Here is a 22,634-nt window from a genome sequence, read left to right on the forward strand (position 1 = left end):
CCCCCGAGGACCTGCGCGCCGTCGAGGAGCTTGCCCAGGCCCGCAACGCCATCGTCGAACAGATTGAGAAGCGCGTCGTCGGCCAGCGGGACGTGGTGGAGCACCTGCTCATCTCGCTCTTCAGCCGCGGCCACTGCCTCTTCGTGGGCGTGCCCGGCCTGGCGAAGACGCTGCTCATCTCCACGCTGGCGGACGTGCTCAACCTGTCCTTCAACCGCATCCAGTTCACGCCGGACCTGATGCCGTCGGACATCACGGGCACGGACATCCTGGAGGAGGACAAGACGACGGGCCGCCGCTCCTTCCGCTTCATGCAGGGGCCGCTGTTCGCGAACATCATCCTCGCGGACGAGGTGAACCGCACGCCGCCCAAGACGCAGGCCGCGCTGCTCCAGGCGATGCAGGAGTACCGCATCACCGCCGGCGGCCGCACGTACCCGCTGGAGCTGCCCTTCCTCGTCTTCGCGACGCAGAACCCCATCGAGCAGGAGGGCACCTATCCCCTCCCCGAGGCGCAGCTGGACCGTTTCATGTTCCTGGTGGACGTGGGCTACCCCACCGCCGAGGAGGAGGTGCAGATCGTCAAGAGCACCACCGCCGGCGCGCCGCCGAAGCTGGAGAAGATTCTGTCTCCCGAGCGCATCCTCGCCCTCCAGGAGCTGGTGCGCCGCGTGCCGGTGCCGGACCACGTGGTGCGCTTCGCGGTGGAGCTGGTGCGCCACACGCGCCCCAAGGAAGCGGGCGTGCCGGACTTCGTGGCGAAGAACGTGTCCTGGGGCGCGGGTCCTCGCGCCAGCCAGTACCTGGTGCTCGCGTCCAAGGCGCGCGCCATCCTCAACGGCCGCTTCGTGGCCACGGTGGAGGACGTGCGCGCGCTGGCGCGGCCCGTGCTGCGCCACCGCGTGCTGCCCAACTTCACCGCGGAGAGCGAAGGCATCACGTCCGTGAAGCTCATCGACCAGCTCCTCACGGTGGTGAAGGGCTAGGCGCTTCCACCCCATGGCGCTGCTCGACGCCCAGACGTTGTCCCGCCTCCAGGGCGTGAAGCTGCGCGCCCGCGCCGTGATGGAGGGCGTGCTGTCCGGCCTCCACAAGAGCCCCCATCAGGGCCAGAGCGTGGAGTTCGCCGAACACAAGGAGTACGCCCCCGGCGACGAGCTGCGCCACCTGGACTGGAAGGCCTACGGCAAGTTCGACAAGTACTACGTCAAGCGCTTCGAGCACGAGACGAACCTGCGCTCGGTGATGGTCGTGGATGCGTCCGCGTCCATGGGCTACCAGAGCGGCGCGATGTCCAAGCTGGAGGTGGCCAAGACGCTCGCGGGCGCGCTCAGCTACCTGCTCGTGCGCCAGCAGGACGCGGCGGGCCTGGCCGTCATGGTGGGTGGCGCGTTCAAGGACGTGCCGCCCCGCGCGTCGGCCGGACACCTCAACGTGCTGCTGGACGCGCTGGAGCACACGGAAGCCAAGGGCCCCACGGACCTGGGCAGCGCGGCGGATCACCTCGCGGAGGTGCTGCCCCGGCGCTCCACCGTCATCGTGCTGTCGGACCTGCTGGATGAACGGCAGGAGGCGCTCAAGCGGGTGCTGGCCCTGCGGCAGCGCAAGAACGACGTGGCGGTGTTCCACCTGGTGGACCCCGCGGAGCTGACGTTCCCCTTCGACGACCCCACGCTCTTCCTGGACATGGAAGGCGAGGGCCGCATCGAGGTGAACCCGCGTGAAATCAAGCAGAGCTACCTGGAGGAGTTCGGCGCGTTCCTCGCGGACGTGAAGGCGAAGTGCGCCGAGGCCGACGTGGACTACGAGCTGGTGCGCACCGACGAGCGGCTGGATGAGGTGTTGCTGCGCTTCCTGGGACGCCGAGGGAGGCGCCGGTGACGTTCGGCAACCCGTGGTTCCTGCTGGGCGCGCTGGGTGCGCTCATCCCCGTGCTGGTGCACCTGTTCGACCGGCGCCGGCCGCGGGCGCATCCGTTCGGGCCGCTCGCGTTCGTGCTGCGCAGCCAGAAGCGCACCGCGAGCCGGCTCAAGTTGAAGCGGTTGCTGCTGTACACGCTGCGCACGCTCATCCTGCTGGCGATTCCCCTGGCGCTGGCGCGGCCGGAGTTCACCCGCGACGCGCAGGCGGCCACGGTGACGCGCGGGCCGGCCGCGACGGCGGTCATCCTGGATGCGTCGCTGTCCATGCGATGGTCGGACGGCACGTCGAACTTCGAGAAGGGCCGCGACGAAGCGCGCGACGCGCTCAAGGACCTGCTGCCGGAGGAGCCCGCGACGGTGATGGTGTGCACGGGTTCGCCGGAAGCCCCCCCACCGCCGGGCTTCGACCGGGCCCGGCTGCGCGGGCTGGTGGACGAGGCGAAGCCCACCTACGGCACGGCGGACCTGTCGCGCTGCCTGGACATGGCCGCTCGGGCGCTGGAGGAGAACCCGATGCCGGGCAAGCGCCTGGTGGTGGTCTCCGACATGACGGCCTCCGGCTTCCGGCTGGAAGCGCCGCCGCCCACGGTGAAGGGGCCCACGGGCGCGATGGTGAAACCGGAGGTCGTGCTGCGCGACGTGGCGTCCGGGCGCGAGTCGCTGGACAACCACGCGCTGGTGGACCTGCGGGTGGAGCCCGCGCTGCAGGCCGGGCCGCGCGCGTACCAGTTCACGTTCACGGTGCGGAACTTCGGGACGAAGCCGGCGAAGGACCTGGAGGCCGCGGTGCGCGTGGGTGAGTCCACGCTGGCCAAGGGCTTCGTGGACGTGCCCGCGGGTGGCACGACGCAGAAGACGCTGACGGTGCGCTTCCCGCAGGGTGGCACGGTGGTGGGCCAGGTGACGCTCGCGCAGGACTCGCTGGCGGAGGATGACCGGCGGGCCTTCGTGCTGCCGGTGCCGCGCGGGCTGAAGGCGCTGGTGGTGAATGGCTCGCCGCATGCGACGCGCTACCGGGACGAGGCCTTCTTCGTGGACGCGGCGCTCACGTCGCCGGGCTCTCCGGTGGACGTGGCGGTGCGCGACGCGGAGGTGGGGCTGCGCGAGGACTTCAGCGCGTATGACCTGGTGCTGCTGCTGAACGCGACGGCACCCTCCGAGGAGGAGGCGCAGAAGCTGGCGGCCTTCGTGGAGAACGGAGGCGGCCTCTTCGTGAGCGTGGGCGACCACGTGAACCCGGAGGCGTACAACCAGCGGCTGGGCACGCTCTTGCCGCGCCCGTTGCGCCTGGTGCGCACGAGCGCCGAGCGCGAGGACCCCGACGCGGAGACGAAGACGGCGAAGCTGGCGCAGGTGAAGGTGGACCATCCGCTGTTCGCGCCCTTCACGGGCCGCGCGGAGGAGGGGCTCATCGGGGCGCGCTTCTACAAGTACATGCTGCTGGAGGCGGACAGCCCGTCCGCGCCGGGCACGAGCCAGGTGCTGGCCACGTACGAGGACGGGGCGCCCGCGGTGGCTGTGGCGCGTCGGGGCAAGGGACGCGTGGCGCTGTTCACCAGCACGGTGGACCGCGACTGGAGCGACTTCGCCATCCGGACGAGCTTCCTGCCGCTGATGCAGCGCTTCGCCGCGTACCTCACGGGCTCGCTGGAGGAGCGCGAGGAGGTGCGCGTGCGCGTGGGCGAGACCGTGACGTTGCGCCCGGAGGGCACGCAGAAGGTGTCGGGCGTGCGCGCGCCGGATGGCAGTGAGGTGCCGGTGAAGGCGCAGCCGGACGGCTCGTTCGTGGCAGGGCCCACGGTGGAGCCGGGCGTGCACTCGGTGCTGGGCGCGGAGGGCAAGCCCGTGGCCGCGCTGGACTTCGCCGCCACGCTGGACCCAGCGGAGAGCGACCTGACCCGCGTACCGCAGGACACGCTGACGGCCTACTTTGGCGAGGACACGGTGAAGGCCTCCACGGGGGACGCGGACAAGCCCGCCGTGCCGCTGTGGACCTGGCTCATCCTGGCCGCGTGCCTGGCGTTCTTCTTCGAGGGCACGCTGCTCCGGAAGTAGCCCCGGCCGCCTCCCGCCCGACGCGGTCCCAACCGGTCCGACTGTCGGACCGGTTTCCACCGCTCGGCGGGAGCAGCCCCTGGCCACGGTCTTCAAACCTGTCCGACTGTCCGACCGGTCGCGCGGCCTCGATGGCTCGGCTTGCCCGAACAGCGGTCTTCCAAACCTGTCCGACCGGTTTCCGCGGCCAGGATGAAGCAGAGGCCCCGGCCGCAACCCTCCAAACCTGTCCGACTGTCGGACCGGTTCGCGCCGCCCGGAGGGCACGGAGGCCTCCCCGACCACGGCTCTCCAGACCTGTCCGACTATCCGACCGGTTCGCACCGCCCGGAGGGCACGGAGGCCTCCCCGACCACGGCTCTCCAGACCTGTCCGACCGTCCGACCGGTTCGCACCGCCCGGAGGGTGCGGAGGCTTCCCCGACGACGGCTCTCCAGACCTGTCCGACTGTCCGACCGGTTCGCACCGCCCGGAGGGTGCTGTGGCTTCCCCGACCACGCTTGTCCAAACTGGTCCGACTGTCGGACCGGTTTGTGCCGCCCAGCTGGACCCAAGGCCCTCCTGGCCACGGGCTTCAAGGCCTGTCCGACTGTCGGACAGGTTCGTGCGGCTCCCTGGCAAGCAGCCGACGTTCGGGGTGCGCACGAGGTGCCCCACGAGCGGCGGGCTCTGCCACACTGCGCGGCCGTGAGCCCTGCTTCCGCCCTCTACCGCGACTGCGCCCGCCTCTTCATGGTGGGCTTCCCTGGCACCCGCATCGACGCCGACCTCGCGGCGCTGATGGATGACGGCATCTATGGCGCCATCCTCTTCAAGCGCAACGTGGGCACCGCCGCGGAGACCGCGGCACTGTGCCGTGAGCTGAAGACACGCGCGGGCCGCCCCTTCATCCTCTCCGTGGACCAGGAGGGCGGCCGGGTGGCTCGTCTTCGCGGCGAACCCTTCACGTCCCTGCCGCCCATGCGCGAGCTGGGACAGCGCGGCGATGAAGCCCTCGCCGAGCGCGTGGGCCGACTCCTCGCGCACGAGCTGCGCGCCTTGGGGTTCGACTGGGACTTCGCGCCCGTGCTCGACGTGGACACCAACCCGGCCAACCCCGTGATTGGCGACCGCAGCTTCAGCCGCGACCCGGTGGAGGTAGGCCGGCTGGGCGTGGCGCTCGCCAGGGGGCTGGAGGCCGGCGGCGTGGCGTCCTGCGGGAAGCACTTCCCCGGGCACGGCGACACGACGACGGACAGCCACCTCACCCTGCCCCGGCTGCCGCATGACCTGGAGCGCCTGCGCCGCGTGGAGCTGGTGCCGTTCCAGGCCTTCGCGAAGGCGGGGCTCGCGTCCCTCATGACGGCGCACGTGCTGTTCGACGCACTGGAGCAGGGCGTCCCGGCGACCATGAGCCACCGCGCGCTGCACGACCTGCTGCGCAAGGAGCTGGGCTTCGACGGCGTCGTCGTCTCCGACGACCTGGAGATGAAGGCCATCGCGGACCACTACTCCGTGGCGGAGGCCGCGGTGCAGGGCACGCTCGCGGGCGTGGACCTGTTCCTCGTGTGCCACAAGGCGGACGTGCAGCGCACCGCCATCGAAGCGCTGGTGAAGGCGGTGGAGTCCGGCCGCGTCCCGCGCGAGCGCATCACCGAAGCGCACCGGCGCCTGGACGCGCTCGCCGCCCGCTTCGCGCACCCCGCCGAGGACCGGCTCGCCACGCTGGGCGACGCGGAGCACCGCTCGCTGGCAGAGGGCCTTGCCAGTGCCTTCACTGGCAAGGACCCCACGGAGGTCATGCTCGCGTCGCGCTAGTCGGGGGAGTGCCTGGAGCCCAGCTCCGAGCCCTGCCCCATGGGTCCCTGGAAGCGGTCCGCCCCGCCCCGGTCTCCGGGAACCGGCTCCTGGAGCGTGGTGAAGCCGGGCGCGCCAATCTGGTTCTGCAGGCCTTGGGCCCCGGCGGGCTGCGGTTTCAGCGGCGATCCCTTCGCGTCCGTGGGCGTGCTCGCGCCGGAGCCCCCCGTTCCCGGCGGCGCGGGCTGCTGCTCGTTGGCGACGCCTTCGTAGCTGCTCCCCGTACGCGGCAGGGGATTGTCGCGGTTGCAGCCGGGGCCGACCAGCGCGGCCGTCGCGGCGCATACGGCCACCAGCGTCCAGTGATGAAGTCTCTTTGAGTGCATGGCCTGCTCCTTCCGGAAGCCGTCACGGCCTCGACAGAAGGAGTGGCCACCCCGGCGCCCCACCGGGAGTGGCGGAGCCGGAGCACGGACGCCTGCCGGCACGCTGGCCAGCGGGCGCCCCTTGGACCGCCGTACAACTACCGGTCGCGCAGGTAGATGGGCGGGCTGACGTAGCTGTAGGGCACCTCGAAGCCGCGCGTGCCCTCGTTCGCGGTGGAGACATTCCAGCCGCCCAGCCCCTGGGCCGCGGGCGAGTAGGTCGCCCCGCCCTGCACGCCGTAGCGGTGCGCCATCATGCCGCCCGCGTCGTCCCACTTGGAGTTGTTGGACTGGCCCTCGTTGGCCTTCGTGCGCGGGTCGATGCTGGAGCCAATCTTCCCGATGGTCTGGTTGTAGCCCCGGTCCACCGTCAGCACGTGACGGGGCAGCTTCGCGGCCGCGTCGCCGTGGTGCGCGTCAGCGGGGTTCTCATGCCCCTGCTGCTCGGCCACGTTGTAGACGGCCTCCGGCTGCGCCCCACGCTGCGCGAAGGCATTGCCCCGCGACTCATCCGGCTGCTTGCCGCCGGTCTCCGGCAGCCCGCCACAGGCCGTGCCCAGGAGCACGCCCGCCGTCAGCGCCGCCGCTCCCATCCACCGCTGAATGCCTCGCTCGCGCATGTTCATCGTCTCCGCCATCCCCGAGGAATGGTCATGCCGTCCTCGCCAACCACCGGGCATCCACCCGGGGGCTGGCCCTGCCGGCCGCCCGCTGTCCGGCCCTCAAGGCCGACGGGGCTTCATCGTGAACGGCCAGCCCCGCCCGGGGAGAGAGGAGCCAGCCACGGGCGCAGGCATACACGGTCCCGGCCTCCCTGTCCCGCCAGGAGTGCACCGGCGCCCGCCACCCCACGCCCGCTCAGGCGCGAGCACCCTTGCGGGCCGCGGCCTTCGCCGCCGGGGCCTTCTTCGCCGCCGGTTTCTTGACAGCCGCCGGCTTCGCCTCCGCCGACGGAGCCTTCTTCGCCGCGCGGGCCTTCGGAGCCGGAGCGTCCGCCGGAGCCCTGGCCGGAGCCGCATCGGAGGCTCCGCCCTGGAGCGTGGACAGGACCTCCGCGACGTGGCCGGCCACCTTCACCTTGGGCCACACGCGGACGACCTTGCCATCCGGGCCAATGAGGAAGGTCGCGCGGATGAGGCCCATGAACTTGCGGCCGTAGAGGGACTTCTCCCCCCACACCCCGTACGCGTCCGCCAGCGCGTGGTCCGGGTCCGCCAGGAGCGAGAACGGCAGCCCCTGTTTCGTGGCGAACTTCTGGTGGGAGGCGACGCTGTCCGGCGACACGCCCAGCACCACCGCGCCGGCCTTCACCAGCGCGGAGTGCTCGTCGCGGAAGTCGCACGCCTCCGTGGTGCAGCCGGGGGTCGCGTCCTTCGGGTAGAAGTAGAGGACGACGTGCCGCCCCTTGAACTGCGAGAGGGAGACGGTGGCGCCGCTCTGGTCGGGGAGCGAGAAGCCGGGGGCCTTGTCACCTGCTTGGGGCATGGGCATGTGTCGGCTCCATACCCAGACCCCGCAGGCTTCTCAACTCCACGCGCGCTTCAGCGGGCTCAGCGCGCGCCTTCGGCCGGCGGATGCACTTCCTCGCCCGGCGGATGGTCGTTGGCCTCCAGCCGGACCAGCTCCGCCTGGCAGGACTCCAGCACCTTGCGCAGCATGTTGCGCGTCGCGTCCGTGTGGGCCTCGCCCATCTTCTTCGCGAGCGATTCACACGCGGCGCGCTTGGCCTCCACGTCGCTGGCGCCCTGGCCCGTGGCACCGGGGCGGGCCAGGGGGCGCGGCGGGACCTTCTCGCGGGCGGCCTTCAGCGCGGCCAGCCGCTTCTCGGCCTCCGGGCGGGCCTTGGAGTCCTTGGGGACGGCCTCGAACTGGGCGGCGACCTCCGTCCAGGCCGGGTCCTGCGCGGACAGGTTCTGGTTGATCAGCTCCTGGTAGCGGCCCTCGGCCTTCTGCAGCTGCTCCGGACCGGGGTCGGTGGAGCAGCCCGACAGGGCGAGCAGACCCGCCAACAGCAGCGCGGCGGAATGTCGGGGATGAGCAATGCGCATGGTGTGGGGCTTCCTCCTGCTGGCCACCCGGTTAAACCACGGCTAGGGTGCGCCGTCGTGGCTCCCATCCTGCTCGCCTTCCTGCTCGGCCTGACCCAAGGTCTGCTCCACGCCCTGGGGCCGGACCATTGCGCGGCCATGGCCACGCTCGGAACCCTGGGCGGGGGCCGGCGCCGCGTCGCGCTGAAGACGGCGCTGCGCTTCGCCCTGGGCCACGCGGCCATGCTGGGCGGCATCGCGGCGGTCTGCCTCTTCGCGGGCGTGGGCCTGTCGGAGACCTTCGAGCGGTGGGCGGAGGTGTTCGGCGGCGCGGTGCTGGTGGCGCTGGCCGTCACCGCCCTCATCTTCCCGCACAGCCTGGACCACGGCCACCCGCACCTGCCCGGCCACGACCGCGAGCCGCACGAGCACGTGCACACCGTGAGCACCGCCGCGGGCGCCTTCATGGCCGTGAGCGGCGTGCGGTCGCTGCTCATCGCGCTGCCCCCGCTGCTGGTGGGCGGCAGCATGAGCCTGTCCGCGTGGACGTACCTGCCCGGCTTCGCGCTGGGCATCCTCATCGGCATGGGCGCGGTGGGGCTGCTGTTCGCCGAAGGGCTGTCGCGCGCCAACGCGCGCATCAGCCTGTGGATCCAGCGCGGCGTGGCGCTGGGCTCCGGCGCGCTGGGCCTGTTCTGGATTGGCTCGCGGCTGGGCTGAAGTGACGCGGGGGGCACCCGGAGGCCGGGCGCCCACTCCCGCCGCACCGGACCGCTACGAGCGCTTGTCCAGGATGCCCAACGCCATCATCGACACCAGGAAGCCGTAGACGACGTGCTCCGGGCGGTTGGCGAACGCGAGCAGCTCCGCCACCACACGGTTGCCGTCGATCTTCGGTAGCAGCTCCGCCTCCCAGCGCTCCAGCTCCACCTCGTTGAGGCCGTAGGCGGGGGCGACGGCGGGGATGAGCCGGTCCTCCGGCTGGAGCAGGCGGCGCAGGCGCTCCGGCTTGTAGAGCTTCTTGATGCCCCGGACGATGAGGTTGGCCGGGTGCACGTCCAGCTTGATGGACTCCGCGGAGGCCTTCTCCTTGAAGCTCATCACGTACGTGCCCTCCTCCCAGGAGAAGAGCGAGTAGATGATGGCCTTCACCTGCTGGCCCACGTAGTACAGCCGCTCCGTGTCCTTGAGCAGGGCGCGCTCCACCAGCACGTCGCCGGTGCGGCGGTGGCTCTGCGCGGCGACGGCGGACGCGTCCTGGAGCTGCTCGGGTTTGATCTTCCCCACGCGCACCAGGAACTGCCCGAAGCGGTCCGCCAGCAGGTTGGAGAGCGCGAACACCGGGGTGCCGTTCTCGAAGTAGACGACCTTCTTCACCTTGCCGCGCTGCACGCCCAGTTCGCCCGTCTCGCGCGACAGGTAGAAGGCGGTGAGCAGCGAGGGCAGGTTGTCCTTCAGCTCTCCGCGGCGGCTGCCCGGCGAGCCCGCGCCCACCGGCAGCGGATCCGGCGGACGGCCCGGCGTGGGGGCCCGCACCTGGGTGGAGGGCACCTTCTGCATGGGCGTGGCGGTGAGGTTGGCGCCGCGGATTTCGGCCGTGAGGTTGCCGCCGCCGGTGACCTTGATGCGGCCGGTCAGCTCCATGGCGTCCTGCGGGCCCTCCTCCTCCACGTCGATGTCCAGCTCCACCTCGAAGGCGTCCTGCATGGAGGTGGCGGGGACCTTCTTCTCCGCGGGCAGCACCTTGGCCACCGCTTCCAGCAGCTTCTGGGCCTCGAAGGGTTTCTCGAAGTAGCCGGCGGCCTGGTACTTCTGGCGCGCTTCGGTGGCGTGCTTGCCGCCCTTGAAGACGCCGGTGATGAAGAGCAACGGCAGCTGGGGGTTGTCCTTCCGGAGCGTGTCCGCCAGGTGGTAACCCATCATGTCCGGCAGCAGGATGTCCAAGACAGCACAGCCGGGCGGCTGGGCGCGGGCGGCCTCGATGGCCTGCTTGCCACGGCTGGCGCCCACCACCTCGTACCCGGCGTCCTCGAACAGCTGCGTGAGGAGGGAGAGGAGCTCCTGGTTGTCGTCCACGACGAGGATTCGAGGCGCCATCGCGGGGGGACCGTAGCAGATTCGGGCGCCTGGGCGGCCAGCGTTTCCAGGGAACACCGGAAGGCCGCCCCCCTTCACCGGGAGGCCGCCCCCTTCAGAGGATGGATGCAAGCGCCCCGCTGGGGCGTTAGGGTGGCGCCCGCCTCATGTCCTCCCTCTTCTCCCGCATCCGCCCGGCAGGGCTCCTGGCCGGATTCCTCCTGTTCTCCCCCTTGGTGGCGCTGGGCCAGGAAGGCCAGCCGCAGGACGCGGGCCAGCCGGACGATCCCAACTCCCCCGAAGGGGACGACAACACCGGGCGTGTGCCCACCGACTGCCGCAGCACCAGTGACTGCGCGCCGCGCTTCAGCTGCAACTCGGGCAAGTGCAAGTACACGGGCATCCGCCAGGCGGAGACGCAGGGCTGCCTGCTGGGCCCGCAGGCGGCGCTGGTGATCCTGGGCGTGGCCGCCGTGGCGGGCTCGCGGCGCCGCCGGTAGCAATCAGGCGCACCCCCCCATTCCAAGGAGCGACGCGCGATGCGGCTGGGCCTCAAGGCGGACAACCTCCTGGAGCGGGTGGCGGACTTCCTCAACCTGGCGCCGCAGCCGCTGGCGCACGCCTTCTTCGGGATGATGGCGTCGCGCACGCTGATGGCCGGCGCGCGGCTGGGCGTCTACGCGGCGCTGGCGGACGGCGCGGCGACGGCGGAGGCGCTGGCGGCGCGGCTGAAGACGAGCACGGAAGGCATGCGGGCGCTGCTGGAAGCGCTCATCGCCTGCGAGGTGGTGGAACTGCACCGGGGCCGCTTCCGGCTGGCGCCGCGGGCGCGGCGGTGGCTGGACCCGCGCTCGCCGCAGGCCATCACGGCGTTCCTGGAGTTCAACTACGCGCAGTGGGACTGGTGGGGGCAGCTGGAGAACGCGGTGAAGAGCGGGCAGTCGGTGGACATCCACCAGTTCGCTCCGGACGACCCGCGCTGGCGCGACTACATCCAGGCCATGTACCAGCTGGCGCGGCTGGCCTCGCCGGAGGTGGCGGCGGCCATTCCCCTGCCCCGGGGAGCGCGGCACCTGCTGGACCTGGGCGGCGCGCACGGCTGGTACGCGGCGGAGCTGTGCCGGGCGCACCGGGGGCTGAAGGCCACGGTGGTGGACCTGGAGGGCAGCGTGCGCGTGGGGCGGGACATCATCGCCCAGGCGGGGCTGTCGCACCGGGTGACGCACAAGGAAGGGGACGTGCTGCACGCGGAGCTGGGCGGGCCGTATGACGGCGTGCTGCTGTTCCAGGTGATGCACCACCTGACGCCCGCGCAGAACGTGGCGCTCTTGAGGCGCGTGCGAGGGGCCATGGCGTCGCGGGGCACGCTGGCGGTGCTGGAGTACCTGCGCGAGGAGCGGGAGACGCAGAGCACGTCCGCGCCACTCATCGGGCTGCACTACTTCCTCACGTCCGGGGCGGCGTCGTACACGCCCGCGGAGGTGGAGGGCTTCCTGGATGACGCGGGTTTCCGGGTGCAGAGCACGCGGCCCATCCGGCATCTGCCATTGCAGACGTTGATCATCGCGCAGCCGGAGTAGCGGGCGCGGTGCCGCCTGCTTGTCAGACGGTGCTGCTAACCCCACACTCCGGGCATGGCCTATGGCGCGAAACCACTCGAAGGTCCGGCGACCTTCGCTGACATCGAGGCCCTGCCCGAGGGCGTGGTGGGCGAGATCATCGATGGGACGCTGTATACGCAGGCACGGCCGCGCGCCGCGCATGGCTATTTCGAACTGAGGCTCTTCCGGGAGTTGGATGAGCCTTTCCAATTGGGCGGGGAAGGACCGGGCGGCTGGTGGCTCATGACCGAGCCCGGCATCCGGGTGGGTGGCTCTCCGGAGTTCATCCCGGACCTCGCGGGCTGGAGGCGCGAACGGGTGCCCCTGATGCCCCAGGGCCAGTGGACGGATGTTCCCGACTGGGCGTGTGAAATCCTGTCACCGTCCACGCGGGCCTACGACACACGCATCAAGCGGCCGTTCTACGCACGCATCGGAATCAAGCACCTGTGGTTCGTGGACCTGGACGCGCGCACGCTCACCGTGAGCGAGCTGCACGACGGGCGCTGGGTGGAGATGGGTGTGTACGGCGAGGAAGACGACCTCATCCGCGCTCCGCCCTTCGAGGAGCGGGACCTGCGGCTCGGTTGGCTCTGGAAGTCGCTTCCGCCTCCGGGCTAACGCGGCTTCGGCTTGGACACGGCCCTGGGCTTCGGCCTGCGGGCCGTCCGCTCGCGCTCCACCTGCATCTGGCGTGCGACGACCTCGTGGTGGAACTTCGCGAAGTTCACGGGCTCCAGCAGACGCCGGCCCGGGTTCGGACCGGCGTGTTCGAGGATGGCGTCCAGCGCGGAGAGCGCTTCCGGCAGGAACTCCTCCCGGAGCAGCACGATGGCCCGGCCCATGAGCGCGGTGGAGACCAGGGCTCGCAGCCGCGGATCCGGGTCCTCGCAGTAGCGCACGTCCACCTCGTCGAACGCTTCCAGCGCTTCATCCACGTGCCCCAGTCCCTGGAGCGCGATGGCCCGCTGCAACAGCGCCACTGCCGTCTGCTCCACCAGGAACGGATCCGCCTTTCCGTCGTACTCCTTCAGGAGCGCCTCGGACAGGCTCAGCGATTCCTCGAACCGCTCCGCCTGGTTGTGGGCGGCGAGCACCGCCGTCCGCGCCATCTCCACCGGGACGCGCAGGTCGGGCCGCTGCGCGGACGCCCCGAAGCGGCTCAGCATCCGCTCCAGCCAGTTGCTGCACATGGGCTCCTGGTTCATCTCCAGGAGCACGCGGGCCCGGTACAACATCCCCCACGCGACGCCCTCCCACAGCTCGGGCTTGCGGGGACTCCAGAAGCGGCGCTCCACCTCGTCGAAGTGGACGAGCGCCTCCTGGAACATTCCCTGCTCCGCGATGGCCGCGCCCCGCTGGCTCAACGCCCGCGCCACCTGGAGCTGGAGCGCCGGCGACTTCGACAGCGTGAAGCGCCGGTACACGGCGTCACAGAGCGGGATCGCCTCCTCGAGCTCTCCCACGCGCATGTGCGAGCGCGCCCGGTCCATCATCGCCTTCGCCTCCACCTCCGGAGGCACCGCCCCCTCAGCGTCCGGCATCGGTCCGCCCGTCATTCCCCGGCGTCAGCGGCGGCACGTCCCGGCCCTCGCCGAAGCCGAGCGCCCAGAAGCGCGGCCGCACCTCCTCCTTCAGCAAGAGCCGCAGCAGCAGGTACTTCGCTTCGTCCTGGCCGTCCCACGCCATGGGGAAGGTGCCGTAGTGCATCGCCACCGACGTGCCCGAGCGCAGCACGCGGTGCGCCTGGAGCGCGTCCTCCGGCCCCATGTGCACCGGGTGCAGGACGCGCGGGCGGAACGCGCCGATGGGCAGCACCGACAGGCGCATGGGCCCGAAGCGCTCCGCGATGCGGTCGAAGTGCGGCCCCAGCCCCGTGTCGCCCGCGAAGAGCACCGGCCCGCCGGACGTCTCCAGCACGTAGCCCGCCCACAGCGTCTCCTCCTGGTCCGTCAGCCCCCGGTTCGAGCGGTGCTGCGCGGGCACCGCCCACACCTTCAACCCCGGCGGCCCGCCCTTCGCGGACTGCCACCAGTCCAGCTCCTCCACGCGCTGGAAGCCCTCGTCCATGAGCAGCTCGCGGTTGCCCAGGCCCACGATGAAGAGCGGATGGTGCGCGGCCTCCAGCCGCCGCAGCGTGGGCAGGTCCATGTGGTCGTAGTGGTTGTGGCTCACCACCACGACGTCGATGGGCGGCAGGTCCTCGAAGCGGATGCCCGGGGGCCGCACGCGCCTGGGGCCCAAGAAGGACACGGGGCTCGCCCGCTCCGAATAGATGGGGTCCGTCAGCACGTTCACGCCGTCCGCCTGGAGCAGCACCGTGGCGTGGTTGATGAACGTCACGCGCAGCTCACCCGCGCCCACGCGCTCCGGCGGCTTCGGGCCGGCGGGCTCCTCCACGTAGTCGCGCCACGGGCCGCGCGTCTCCTCCATCACGGCCGCCACCAGCGTGAGCGGGGACAGCTTCGGCGCGTTGCCCAGGTTCTGGAACGACTCGCCGTCGAAGTGATCCGTCACCGGGCCCCGGTGCACGGTGCCGGCGAAGCAGCCCGTGAGCAGCGACAGGGCCAGCGCGGGCCACAGCCGCGTCACTTGATGACGATGGTCCAGTCGCATTCGAAGGGCTCTCCGTCGAGGGTGGGCAGCACGTAGCGAGAAGCCTGGATGCGGGTGAGCGCCTGCGCCAGCAGGTCCGGGGGCAGGTTCGCCTCCCGCACCTCGCAGCGCTGGGGCACGCCGCCCTCCACCAGCCGGCACGTCACGCGCACGTGGTGCTTGCGGCCCTCGCGCCAGCGCTCGAAGGCCTCCTGGAACACCGGGTCGTCCGGCGGGCCGCCGCGCACGCGCCGGGGCTCCTTCACGTGCTGGGACAGCCAGGAGCAGGCGTCCTTCACCTGCCCGTCACACGCCTTGCCCATCAGCGACAGCGCGCGCAGCCGCTCCGGGCCTTGCGCGTTCGCGGCCAGCAGGGTGAGCGCCTGGTCGAAGCAGGTCTTCGCCGTGCGCACCGTGCAGTCGTCGGTGGTGGCGGGCGGAGTGCCCGCGGCGAAGGCGCCCACGGGCGCGGGGCGCATCAGGTCCTCCGCCACGCGTGCGGGGTCGCTGCGCCGCGGCCCGCATGCGGACGCGGCGCCCAGCAGCACCAGCGGGAGGAGGAGGGAACGCCAGGTCATGGCGCCATCGTAGACGGCCCGCGCCCGGGAAGGGATGTCAGTGGAACCAGGGGCGCCAGTTCCAGCCGAGCCCTTGGGCTTTCAAGGCGAAGGCCTGGAGCGGTCAGCGGCGGTGCACGGCGTCGAGCACCCGGGCCAGGGTGCGCGTTCCGGCGCGGAGGGCGTCCGGGCGTACGCCGCCGAAGCCGAAGACGAGGCCGGACTCCCGGCGCCGGCCGAGGAAGTAATCCGACAGGGCGGCGACCTCTACGCCCTTCCTGGCTGCTTCGTCGCGGACGAGCAGGTCGGACAGCGGCGCCGCGAGCGACGCGCACACCTGCATGCCGGTGTCACAGGGCCGCGGCGTGAGGACGCCCGAGCAGTCAGCGCGCAGGGCTTCGAGCAGGGCTTCGCCGCGCTCACGGTAGGCCGCGCGCATCCGGCGCAGGTGGCGGGCGAAGTGCCCCTCCGCGAGGAACACGGCGAGCGCGGCCTGCTCCAGCGTGGAGGCCGGTGCGGACGCGGCGGCGCGGGCCGCGGAGATGACGTCCACCAGCGAGGGCGGCGCGATGAAGAAGCCCAGGCGCAGGCCGGGGAACATCGACTTGCTGAACGTGCCCACGTAGACCACGCAGCCGGCGTCATCGAGTCCCTGGAGCGCGGTGAGGGGACGGCCCCGGTGGCGGAACTCGCTGTCGTAGTCGTCCTCGATGATCAGCGAGCGAGTGCGTTCGGCCCACTGGAGCAGCGCCATCCGCCGCGCCAGGCTCAGCGTGGCACCCAGGGGATACTGGTGCGAAGGCGCCACCAGCACGACACGGGCCCTGGGAGCACGAGCGATGCCCGCTCCCACGTCGAGCCCTTCCGCGTCCACGGGGACGGGCACGGGGCGGCCTCCCGCGGCGAGCACGGCGCGACGCGCACCGGGATAGCCGGGGTCCTCCACCCAGACGGAGTCCCCCAGGTCGAGCGCGAGCCGGAGGATTTCATCGAAGGCCTGCTGGGTGCCCGCGGTGACGAAGACCTGTTCCGGAACGCAGCGCACGCCGCGCGACGAGGACACATGGGTGGCGATGGCGTCGCGTAGCGGTGCATGGCCCGAAGGGTCGCCGCCGTCGAGCAGGCCCGTGCTCGCGCGAGCATGGGCGCGAGCCACCGTGCGGGCCCAGAGCGCGGTCGGGAACAGGTCGAGCGCGGGCACACCGGGCCGGAAGGCACGAGGCGCCGAGCCCAGACGCGGAGCGCCGACGGGGGCAGGCTTCAGCGCGCGTGCGGAGGCACCAAGCCGGGGTCCGCGAGATGAACGGGGCGCGGCGCTCCGACTCCGGTCTTCGGGGAGGTTGGGCAGTTCGGGCGCGACGCGCGTGCAGGAGCCCGCACGGGTCACGAGGTAGCCCTCCGCCGTCAGCGCCTCCAGGGCCTGGAGGACGGTGCTCCGGGCCACGTCCAGCTCGGAGGCGAACTGGCGGGAGGAGGGAATCCGCAGGCCAGGCGCCAGCGCACCCGCGAGGATCCGCGCGCGGATGCCTTCAAAAATCTGCTCGTGGAGCGGCGTGGGACTGCGTGAATCGAGCCGCAGGAGGAGCGAGGACGCGACGCCGGTGGAGGTCTTCAACTGGTATGGCCGATTCTGGCGAAAGTGGTCTTCATGACCCTACCAGTTCCCTGCCAAGGATGGCCTCCGCCCCCGCACCCCGGAAGGCCGCATGCCGTCCCAGTCCGCCTGCTGCTCGGTCCTCGAGCTGCGCCAGTACACGCTGCATCCCGGTCAGCGCGAGGTCCTCCTCTCGCTCTTTGAACGGGCGTTCGTCGAGTCGCAGGAAGCCACCGGGATGCACCTCATCGGTCAGTTCCGCGACGAGGACCGGCCGGACCGGTTCGTGTGGATGCGAGGCTTCCGCGACATGGCGTCACGGCGCGACGCCCTGAGCGCGTTCTACGGCGGCCCGGTGTGGAAGGAGCACCGCGACGCGGCGAACGCGACCATGCTGGACTCCGACAACGTCCTCCTCCTGCGACCCGTGCGGCCGGACATAGGGCTCGTGCATCCCGGCACGCCTCGGCCACCACCCGGCGCGGTGGCTCGGCCCGACTCCCGGGTCGAGGTGACGCTCTGCTACCTGAAGGCCCCGGCCGATGAAGCCCTCACGGCCTCCTTCGAGCAGCACGTGCGCCCCGTGCTCGAGGAGCTGGGCGCCACGCCCCGAGCCCTGTTCCAGACCGAGTCCGCGGAGAACACCTTCCCTGCCCTGCCCGTGCGCGGGGGTGAGCAGGTCTTCGCCTGGCTCACCGTGTTCCCGGATGCCGGGCAGCACCGCGAGCACCTTCGACGCAGGGCCGCTTCGAAGGCCTGGGTGGAACCGCTCCAGCCGTGGCTGCACGCGCCGCCCGAACACCTGACGCTGTCCCCCACCGCACGGTCCGAGCTGCGCTGACCGTCCCCAGAAAGGACCTGATCCATGAAACCCCTTCCCCCCCTGCCCACGGGCGACGTGCACGACTTCGACTTCCTCATGGGCGAGTGGACGTGCGTGAACCGGAAGCTCAAGCAACGGCTGGCGGGCAGTGACGACTGGGACGTGTTCACGTCGAGGATGCGCTGCCAGCCCCACCTGGGCGGCCTGTCCAACGTCGAGGAGACCGTCTTCGAGCGGGGCTTCTCCGGCATGGCGCTGCGCCTGTTCGACGCGCGGGAGCGCCGCTGGTCCATCCACTGGATCGACAGCCGCCACGCGGTGCTCCAGCCTCCCGTGCACGGAGGCTTCACGGGCGACCACGGCCGCTTCTACGGCGAGGACACCGAAGGAGGCCGCCCTGTCCAGGTCGTGTTCCACTGGACCCGCCAGGGCAGCGACCGGGCCCGGTGGGAACAGGCCTTCTCCCTCGACGGAGAGACCTGGGAGACCAACTGGGTGATGGAGTTCACCCGGGCGGGTTAGGGTGAGGCTGCACTCCCCGAGCCTTGCCCTTGACCACTCAACCTACGCTCACGTCACGCTCGTTCTATGCAGCCTTTGTCTCTGAGTTTTTAGAGGCGGACGACGATCAAATCATCGGGAAGCTCTCCAGGCATCATGTCGCGCTTCATGAGGCGGCAGAGGGCGAGCAGATTCGTGCCTGGGAGCGCGAGCTGAAGATTCTTCGCACAGCGTTTCAGGTCGTAGGCGAAAAGTGTGCGACCTGGTCAATCCTGCTTGAGGTATCCCTCCACCGACTGGGAAAGCGGCTCGACGCTGTCGTCTTGTCGCCCGGCGTCGTAAGCGTGGTGGAGTTCAAGGTAGGAGCCTCCCGCTACGATTCAGCCGCTTGGCTCCAAACTGAGAGCTATGCCCACGCGCTTCGAGACTTCCATCAGGCGTCTCAAACACGTGTCATCGTTCCCATTCTCTGCGCGGAGAAGGGACCGGACCGTCCCATCCGAGTACGCACCTTTGAAGGCATCGCGGATCTCATCGAGACAAACGCCCGCACCCTGGCAGTAGGGCTAGATGCTGCAGCCCAGTTGGGGCATGGCTCGAATGAAGTGCAAAATTGGAGAGAGTTTGACGAATCGCCTTACCGTCCAACTCCCACCATCATTGATGCGGCTCGCGCCATCTATGCCGGTCATCAAATCGCAGAAATTGGCAGAGGCGACGCATCTGATGAAGCTCTCCAGCGAACCGCTTCGGCCCTAAAGGCAGCGGTTCGAGACGCCGAAAGCCGACGAGAGAAGACGGTCTGCTTCGTGACCGGTGCACCAGGAGCAGGCAAAACCCTTCTGGGACTGGACCTGGCGCTGACACGTACCCATGGCGCAGCTCCCGCCGTGTTGCTATCTGGCAATCGCCCGCTTGTGCATGTTCTCACCGAGGCGCTTGCAACCGACTCGGCGGCACGAACCCAGATGTCGAAGGAAAAGGCCAGGCAGCAGGCGGATGCCGCCATCCAAAACTTACTGGGCTACCTCAAGCAGTACACCACAGGCGAAGTGCCACCTGAGCACGTGATTGTCTTCGACGAGGCACAGCGAGCCTGGGACGCGCAGGTAGGCGAGAAGTTGTTGGGCCGTCCACAGTCTGAGCCTGAAATTTTCCTCGATATCCTGAACCGCCTTCCTTGGGCATGTCTGGTCTGCTTGGTGGGGCCCGGACAGGAAATCAACCGCGGAGAGGGTGGGTTGGCACTCTGGGGCGCAGCGCTTGCGAAGGCTGTAGCTCGAGGGCAACCCTGGCGCGTGTTGGCAGCACCGCAAGCGCTCCGCGGTGGGCCTGCCGTTGCAGGCCCAGGCTTGCTACCTACGGAAGGAATCGCATCCTTTCCAGTACATGAGGAGCCACGCTTTCATCTCACCAATTCACTTCGAGCCTTTCGCAATGAGCGGCAAGTCCAGTGGGTTGCCAAGCTACTGGAGGGCAACCTACAGGGGGCCCGTAACGTCGCAGCGGAAATGGCAGTGCCACCAGCCTTGCTCAGCCGTGACCTGTCGGAAACAAAGGCGTGGCTGCGGCAATACCGCCGAGGGGGACGCTCCACTGGGCTTCTTGCTAGCTCCGGCGCGGTTCGGTTGGTCGCAGATGGAGTGCCTCCGGCTCCTCGCTCGAACGAACTCGATGCTATTGGGCATTGGTTCCTGAAGCCTTTTACGGACTACCGCAGCGCTGGCGCATTGGAGACGCCGCTCAGTGAGTTTGGCTGCCAAGGCCTGGAAGTTGACTATGTGGGCCTGTGCTGGGGCGGCGACTTGCTGTGGGGAGAAACCGGTTGGATGGCAAGGCGGATGCGAGCCCCCCGGTGGCAGAAGGTTGCTGATGCTGAGCACCAACGATTTCGCGTCAACAGCTATCGCGTACTCCTCACTCGGGCCCGGGCTGGAACCGTGATCTACGTGCCGCAGGGAGCGGACGAAGACCCCACTCGTAATCCAAGTGATTTGGACAGCGTGGCGGATGCGCTCATGCGAGCGGGATGTCAGCCGCTTACAGGGATTCCAACTCCCCTCCGTGTAGAGGAGTAGGTAGCCTGCGCAGCTTCTCTCCCACCTCCAGCCCTAGACCTCTCACCTGCGCGTCCGGTTGAATGCGCGCGCCGTCCACCCTGTCCCGGGGGTCCCATCCCATGCGCCGCCTGCTCGCCGTCCTTCCGCTGCTCACCCTGGTCGGCTGTTCCTACGTGGGCATCACCTCTCCTCCGGGGAGCCGGCTCGCCGGGAACTCCTCCTCGCGGCCCCCCGTCATCCGGGTGGGCAAGTCGGAGTCGGAGCCCCTCAAGTCGCCAGAGACCAAGGAGCCGGCTTCGTCCAAGGAAGCCTCCACCGCCGAGGCCTCCGACGCTCCCGGCGCGACGCAGTAACGCGCACGCGGGATTGTGAACGGACCGGCGCGGATCCGGTTCGACAGGCCTTGGCGCCTCGGGAACCATCCGCGCTCCGCCGCCCGCCACCTGAAGGTGGGCCGTGCTCCGGAGCCGCCCGATGAAGCCCCACGTCATCTGCCACATGCTCTCGTCCATCGATGGGCGCATCGTCGTCAAGCACTGGCCCGACCCGCAGTCGATGCGCGGTGAATACGAGCGCACCGCCGACACGTTCGACGCGGACGCGTGGATGTGCGGCCGCATCACCATGGAGGACTTCGCCGCGGAAGGGGACGTGCACAAGCCGACCCCCGCGGCTCCCCTGCCCCGCACGGACTTCGTCGCTCGCAAGGCCGAGTCCTACGCCATTGCCCTGGATGCGCACGGCAAGCTGAGCTGGGAGTCCGGCGCCATCGACGATGATCACCTCGTCGTCGTGCTCACCGAGTCCGTCCCCGACGCGCACCTCGCCCACCTGCGCGAGCGCGGCGTCTCCTATGTCTTCGGCGGCAAACAGGACATCGACTTCGCCCGCGTGCTGGAGACGCTCGGAAACACGTTCGGCATCAAGACCGTGCTGCTGGAGGGCGGGGGCGGCATCAACGGCTCCTTCCTCGCCGCGGGCCTCATCGACGAGGTGAGCCTCCTCGTGCACCCCACCGCCGACGGCCTGCCCGGCACGCCCACCCTGTTCGACCGACCCCAGGGCTCCACCGGCATGGGCGCCGCGCTGGAGCTCACCCACGTGGAGCGCCGGGACTCCGGCATCGTGTGGCTCAGGTACCGCGTGCGCCGCTGAGCCTCGCTGGCTGCACGCGCCGCGGCGCTCAGGAGGCCGCTCGCGGGTGCGGCCTCCGGCGGAATGCTCAGGCGGACGGCGGAGCGCGCAGCAGCGTCGCGGCCTCGTAGAGGCTCTGCTGCTGGAAGACACCCGCGGCGGACGTGTCCTTCTCCAGCTTGTCCTGCACGCTCTTGGGCAGCTGCGCGTAGAGGTCCTGGCCCAGCAGCCCTTCCAGCTGGTCCACCGGCACGCGTGACTCCTGGAGCAGCGGGAGGATGTCGTCCTTCTTGGAGGGGCCGTCCTTCAGGTTCGGCACCATGTACGCGAACATCGACAGGTTGCCGTTGGGCAGCTCCAGCAGCACCGTCTTGAAGTTGTGCGTGGGGACCGCGATGCGCCGGTCGTCCTTCGAGCCCGTCGTCTGGAGGGACTCGGGCGGCAGCGGCTTGCCCTTGTCGTCCAGGTACAGGTTGCCCGTGACGATGTAGGCCTTGCCGCCGGTCTCCTTCACCATCTCCGACACGCCGCGCTCCAGCGTGCGCCACACCTGCTGGTTGTGGTTGCCGTACTGGGGCGCGATGTTGCTCATGTAGTGGCTCTCGTCCATCGCCGCCTGCGTGGGCGAGTCCTCGGCCGGCTTCATGTGTCCCCGGTCGAAGCCGGTGTTGTTGTAGTCGGAGTCCACCACGGAGCCGGGGGGCAGCTCCGGGTCGCGCACGAAGGTGCTCTCCAGCCGGCTGACGTCCGCGGGCGTCTCCTTCACGTCCGCCGCGGACAGCAGGTAGCTCACGAACGTGGGCACGTTCTTGTCCGTGTCCAGCAGCGTGCGCGAGTACTCCTTCACCATGCTCAGCCCGGGCGTCGCGCCTTCCGCGCCCACGGCCTGGAGCGGATCCACCTCGCCGGCCACTTCCGCCACGCGGCTCTGGAAGGTGGCCATCTGCTGGTCCGGCACCCACTGCGTGTTCGCGGCGGTGCCCGTGCCCTTGGCCTGGTTCGCCTTGGACGCGTTGATGTAGGCCGTCAGCTCGTCCGCGGAGAGCTGCCCGTCGCCGTTGCCGCCCAGGAGATCCGCGCGCTTCGCCACGGACTGCTGCCAGGGGCTTTCGAAGCTGTCCACCTTCGCGGACTGCGCGCCCCCGGCGAGCTTCGCGTCGAGCGCCGCGCGCTGCTGCTGAAGCGCCGTGGACGTGAGGAACTGCGCGTCCGTGGGCGCGGAGAGGTACGCCTCCAGCTCCGCCGCGGACACCTGGCCGTTCTGAGCGCGGCCTCCGTCGGCGCCCTCGTCCGCCGCGTGCAGCAGGCGCCCCTGCCAGCTCTCATCCGTCCAGCCGAACTTCTGCTGGAGGTCGGAGATGGGCACCTCCTTGGTGGCGGAGCGCTTCCAGCTTCCGCCCGTGGGCGCCACGACGTTGGCGGCGGGCGCGCTGGCGGGGAGGTCCGCCCCGGCGCTGTCTCTTATACCCATCTGACGCTGCCGACGAT

At 70.3% G+C, this 22,634-nt stretch carries 23 protein-coding genes; 13 read left to right on the forward strand and 10 right to left on the reverse strand.

Features of this window, described 5'->3' with window-relative positions; genetic code table 11:
- The 4 genes from D7W79_RS17135 to nagZ all read left to right on the forward strand — a co-directional run.
- A partial coding sequence (locus D7W79_RS17135; protein WP_208729760.1) for an AAA family ATPase occupies positions 1-986 on the forward strand: 986 nt, incomplete at its 5' end.
- A gap of 13 nt (positions 987-999) precedes the next feature.
- The gene (locus tag D7W79_RS17140; protein ID WP_120526455.1) at positions 1,000-1,881 is read left to right on the forward strand and encodes a DUF58 domain-containing protein; all 882 of its coding nucleotides are present in this window, start codon (positions 1,000-1,002) and stop codon (positions 1,879-1,881) included.
- Positions 1,878-3,977, forward strand: coding sequence for a BatA domain-containing protein (locus D7W79_RS17145; protein ID WP_120526456.1), 2,100 nt, complete (start codon positions 1,878-1,880; stop codon positions 3,975-3,977). Before D7W79_RS17140 ends, D7W79_RS17145 begins: the two co-directional genes overlap by 4 nt.
- A 732-nt stretch (positions 3,978-4,709) precedes the next feature.
- The gene (nagZ, locus tag D7W79_RS17150; protein ID WP_216626987.1) at positions 4,710-5,774 is read left to right on the forward strand and encodes a beta-N-acetylhexosaminidase; all 1,065 of its coding nucleotides are present in this window, start codon (positions 4,710-4,712) and stop codon (positions 5,772-5,774) included.
- Here nagZ and D7W79_RS17155 read toward each other — a convergent pair.
- From D7W79_RS17155 to D7W79_RS17170, 4 genes are all read right to left on the reverse strand, one after another.
- The gene (locus D7W79_RS17155) at positions 5,771-6,139 is read right to left on the reverse strand and encodes a hypothetical protein (RefSeq protein WP_147441952.1); all 369 of its coding nucleotides are present in this window, start codon (positions 6,137-6,139) and stop codon (positions 5,771-5,773) included. The genes nagZ and D7W79_RS17155 overlap by 4 nt on opposite strands.
- A 137-nt stretch (positions 6,140-6,276) precedes the next feature.
- Positions 6,277-6,798, reverse strand: coding sequence for a hypothetical protein (locus D7W79_RS17160; RefSeq protein ID WP_147441953.1), 522 nt, complete (start codon positions 6,796-6,798; stop codon positions 6,277-6,279).
- A gap of 238 nt (positions 6,799-7,036) precedes the next feature.
- Positions 7,037-7,663 (reverse strand): thioredoxin-dependent thiol peroxidase, encoded by a 627-nt coding sequence (bcp, locus tag D7W79_RS17165; RefSeq protein ID WP_244221815.1) that lies wholly within the window; start codon positions 7,661-7,663, stop codon positions 7,037-7,039.
- 65 nt (positions 7,664-7,728) lie between these two features.
- Positions 7,729-8,226, reverse strand: a complete 498-nt coding sequence (locus D7W79_RS17170; RefSeq protein WP_120526461.1) for a hypothetical protein — start codon at positions 8,224-8,226, stop codon at positions 7,729-7,731.
- A 57-nt stretch (positions 8,227-8,283) separates the two neighbouring features.
- Here D7W79_RS17170 and D7W79_RS17175 point away from each other — a divergent pair, with 57 nt between their 5' ends.
- A complete protein-coding gene (locus D7W79_RS17175; protein WP_120526462.1) occupies positions 8,284-8,925 on the forward strand; it encodes a hypothetical protein in 642 nt (213 codons plus the stop codon).
- A 54-nt stretch (positions 8,926-8,979) separates the two neighbouring features.
- Here the strand turns inward: D7W79_RS17175 and D7W79_RS17180 are convergent, their stop codons facing one another.
- Entirely contained in the window at positions 8,980-10,302 is a 1,323-nt protein-coding gene (locus tag D7W79_RS17180) for a response regulator (protein ID WP_120526463.1), read from the reverse strand.
- Positions 10,303-10,448: 146 nt separating this feature from the next.
- Between D7W79_RS17180 and D7W79_RS17185 the strand changes: the two genes are divergently transcribed.
- The 3 genes from D7W79_RS17185 to D7W79_RS17195 are packed head-to-tail and all read left to right on the forward strand — an operon-like array spanning position 10,449 to position 12,503.
- Positions 10,449-10,781, forward strand: a complete 333-nt coding sequence (locus D7W79_RS17185) for an MXAN_6627.5 family MYXO-CTERM protein (protein WP_120526464.1) — start codon at positions 10,449-10,451, stop codon at positions 10,779-10,781.
- A 39-nt stretch (positions 10,782-10,820) separates the two neighbouring features.
- Positions 10,821-11,861: a class I SAM-dependent methyltransferase gene (locus tag D7W79_RS17190; protein WP_120526465.1), complete on the forward strand. Its 1,041-nt coding sequence runs from the start codon at positions 10,821-10,823 to the stop codon at positions 11,859-11,861.
- 54 nt (positions 11,862-11,915) lie between these two features.
- Positions 11,916-12,503 carry a Uma2 family endonuclease gene (locus D7W79_RS17195; RefSeq protein ID WP_120526466.1) on the forward strand — a complete coding sequence of 196 codons (588 nt, stop codon included), beginning with the start codon at positions 11,916-11,918 and terminating at the stop codon, positions 12,501-12,503.
- Here the strand turns inward: D7W79_RS17195 and D7W79_RS17200 are convergent.
- From D7W79_RS17200 to pdxR, 4 genes are all read right to left on the reverse strand, one after another.
- A complete protein-coding gene (locus D7W79_RS17200) occupies positions 12,500-13,426 on the reverse strand; it encodes a tetratricopeptide repeat protein (protein WP_120526467.1) in 927 nt (308 codons plus the stop codon). The genes D7W79_RS17195 and D7W79_RS17200 overlap by 4 nt on opposite strands.
- On the reverse strand, positions 13,413-14,498 hold the full coding sequence (locus tag D7W79_RS17205) for an MBL fold metallo-hydrolase (protein WP_120526468.1): 1,086 nt from the start codon (positions 14,496-14,498) through the stop codon (positions 13,413-13,415). The genes D7W79_RS17200 and D7W79_RS17205 overlap by 14 nt, the downstream gene beginning before the upstream one ends.
- Positions 14,471-15,055 (reverse strand): hypothetical protein, encoded by a 585-nt coding sequence (locus D7W79_RS17210; RefSeq protein ID WP_120526469.1) that lies wholly within the window; start codon positions 15,053-15,055, stop codon positions 14,471-14,473. The genes D7W79_RS17205 and D7W79_RS17210 overlap by 28 nt, the downstream gene beginning before the upstream one ends.
- A 103-nt stretch (positions 15,056-15,158) precedes the next feature.
- On the reverse strand, positions 15,159-16,649 hold the full coding sequence (gene pdxR, locus D7W79_RS17215; protein WP_120526470.1) for a MocR-like pyridoxine biosynthesis transcription factor PdxR: 1,491 nt from the start codon (positions 16,647-16,649) through the stop codon (positions 15,159-15,161).
- 91 nt (positions 16,650-16,740) lie between these two features.
- Here pdxR and D7W79_RS17220 point away from each other — a divergent pair, with 91 nt between their 5' ends.
- The 5 genes from D7W79_RS17220 to D7W79_RS17240 all read left to right on the forward strand — a co-directional run bounded on the left by D7W79_RS17220 (position 16,741) and on the right by D7W79_RS17240 (position 21,167).
- A complete protein-coding gene (locus tag D7W79_RS17220; RefSeq protein WP_120526471.1) occupies positions 16,741-17,469 on the forward strand; it encodes an NIPSNAP family protein in 729 nt (242 codons plus the stop codon).
- A gap of 24 nt (positions 17,470-17,493) precedes the next feature.
- On the forward strand, positions 17,494-17,973 hold the full coding sequence (locus D7W79_RS17225) for a hypothetical protein (protein ID WP_120526472.1): 480 nt from the start codon (positions 17,494-17,496) through the stop codon (positions 17,971-17,973).
- Between the two features lie 23 nt (positions 17,974-17,996).
- Positions 17,997-20,030, forward strand: coding sequence for a DNA/RNA helicase domain-containing protein (locus D7W79_RS17230; protein WP_120526473.1), 2,034 nt, complete (start codon positions 17,997-17,999; stop codon positions 20,028-20,030).
- A gap of 101 nt (positions 20,031-20,131) precedes the next feature.
- Complete coding sequence (locus tag D7W79_RS17235; RefSeq protein ID WP_120526474.1) at positions 20,132-20,365, forward strand: hypothetical protein; 234 nt, start codon at positions 20,132-20,134, stop codon at positions 20,363-20,365.
- A gap of 121 nt (positions 20,366-20,486) precedes the next feature.
- Positions 20,487-21,167, forward strand: coding sequence for a dihydrofolate reductase family protein (locus D7W79_RS17240; protein WP_120526475.1), 681 nt, complete (start codon positions 20,487-20,489; stop codon positions 21,165-21,167).
- Between the two features lie 67 nt (positions 21,168-21,234).
- Here the strand turns inward: D7W79_RS17240 and D7W79_RS46445 are convergent, their stop codons facing one another.
- The gene (locus D7W79_RS46445) at positions 21,235-22,617 is read right to left on the reverse strand and encodes a DNA/RNA non-specific endonuclease (RefSeq protein WP_244221816.1); all 1,383 of its coding nucleotides are present in this window, start codon (positions 22,615-22,617) and stop codon (positions 21,235-21,237) included.
- Positions 22,618-22,634: the final 17 nt, after the last annotated feature.

Origin of the sequence: Corallococcus exercitus (assembly GCF_003611585.1) — a bacterium.
In the GTDB taxonomy this organism is placed as follows: Bacteria; Myxococcota; Myxococcia; order Myxococcales; family Myxococcaceae; genus Corallococcus; species Corallococcus exercitus.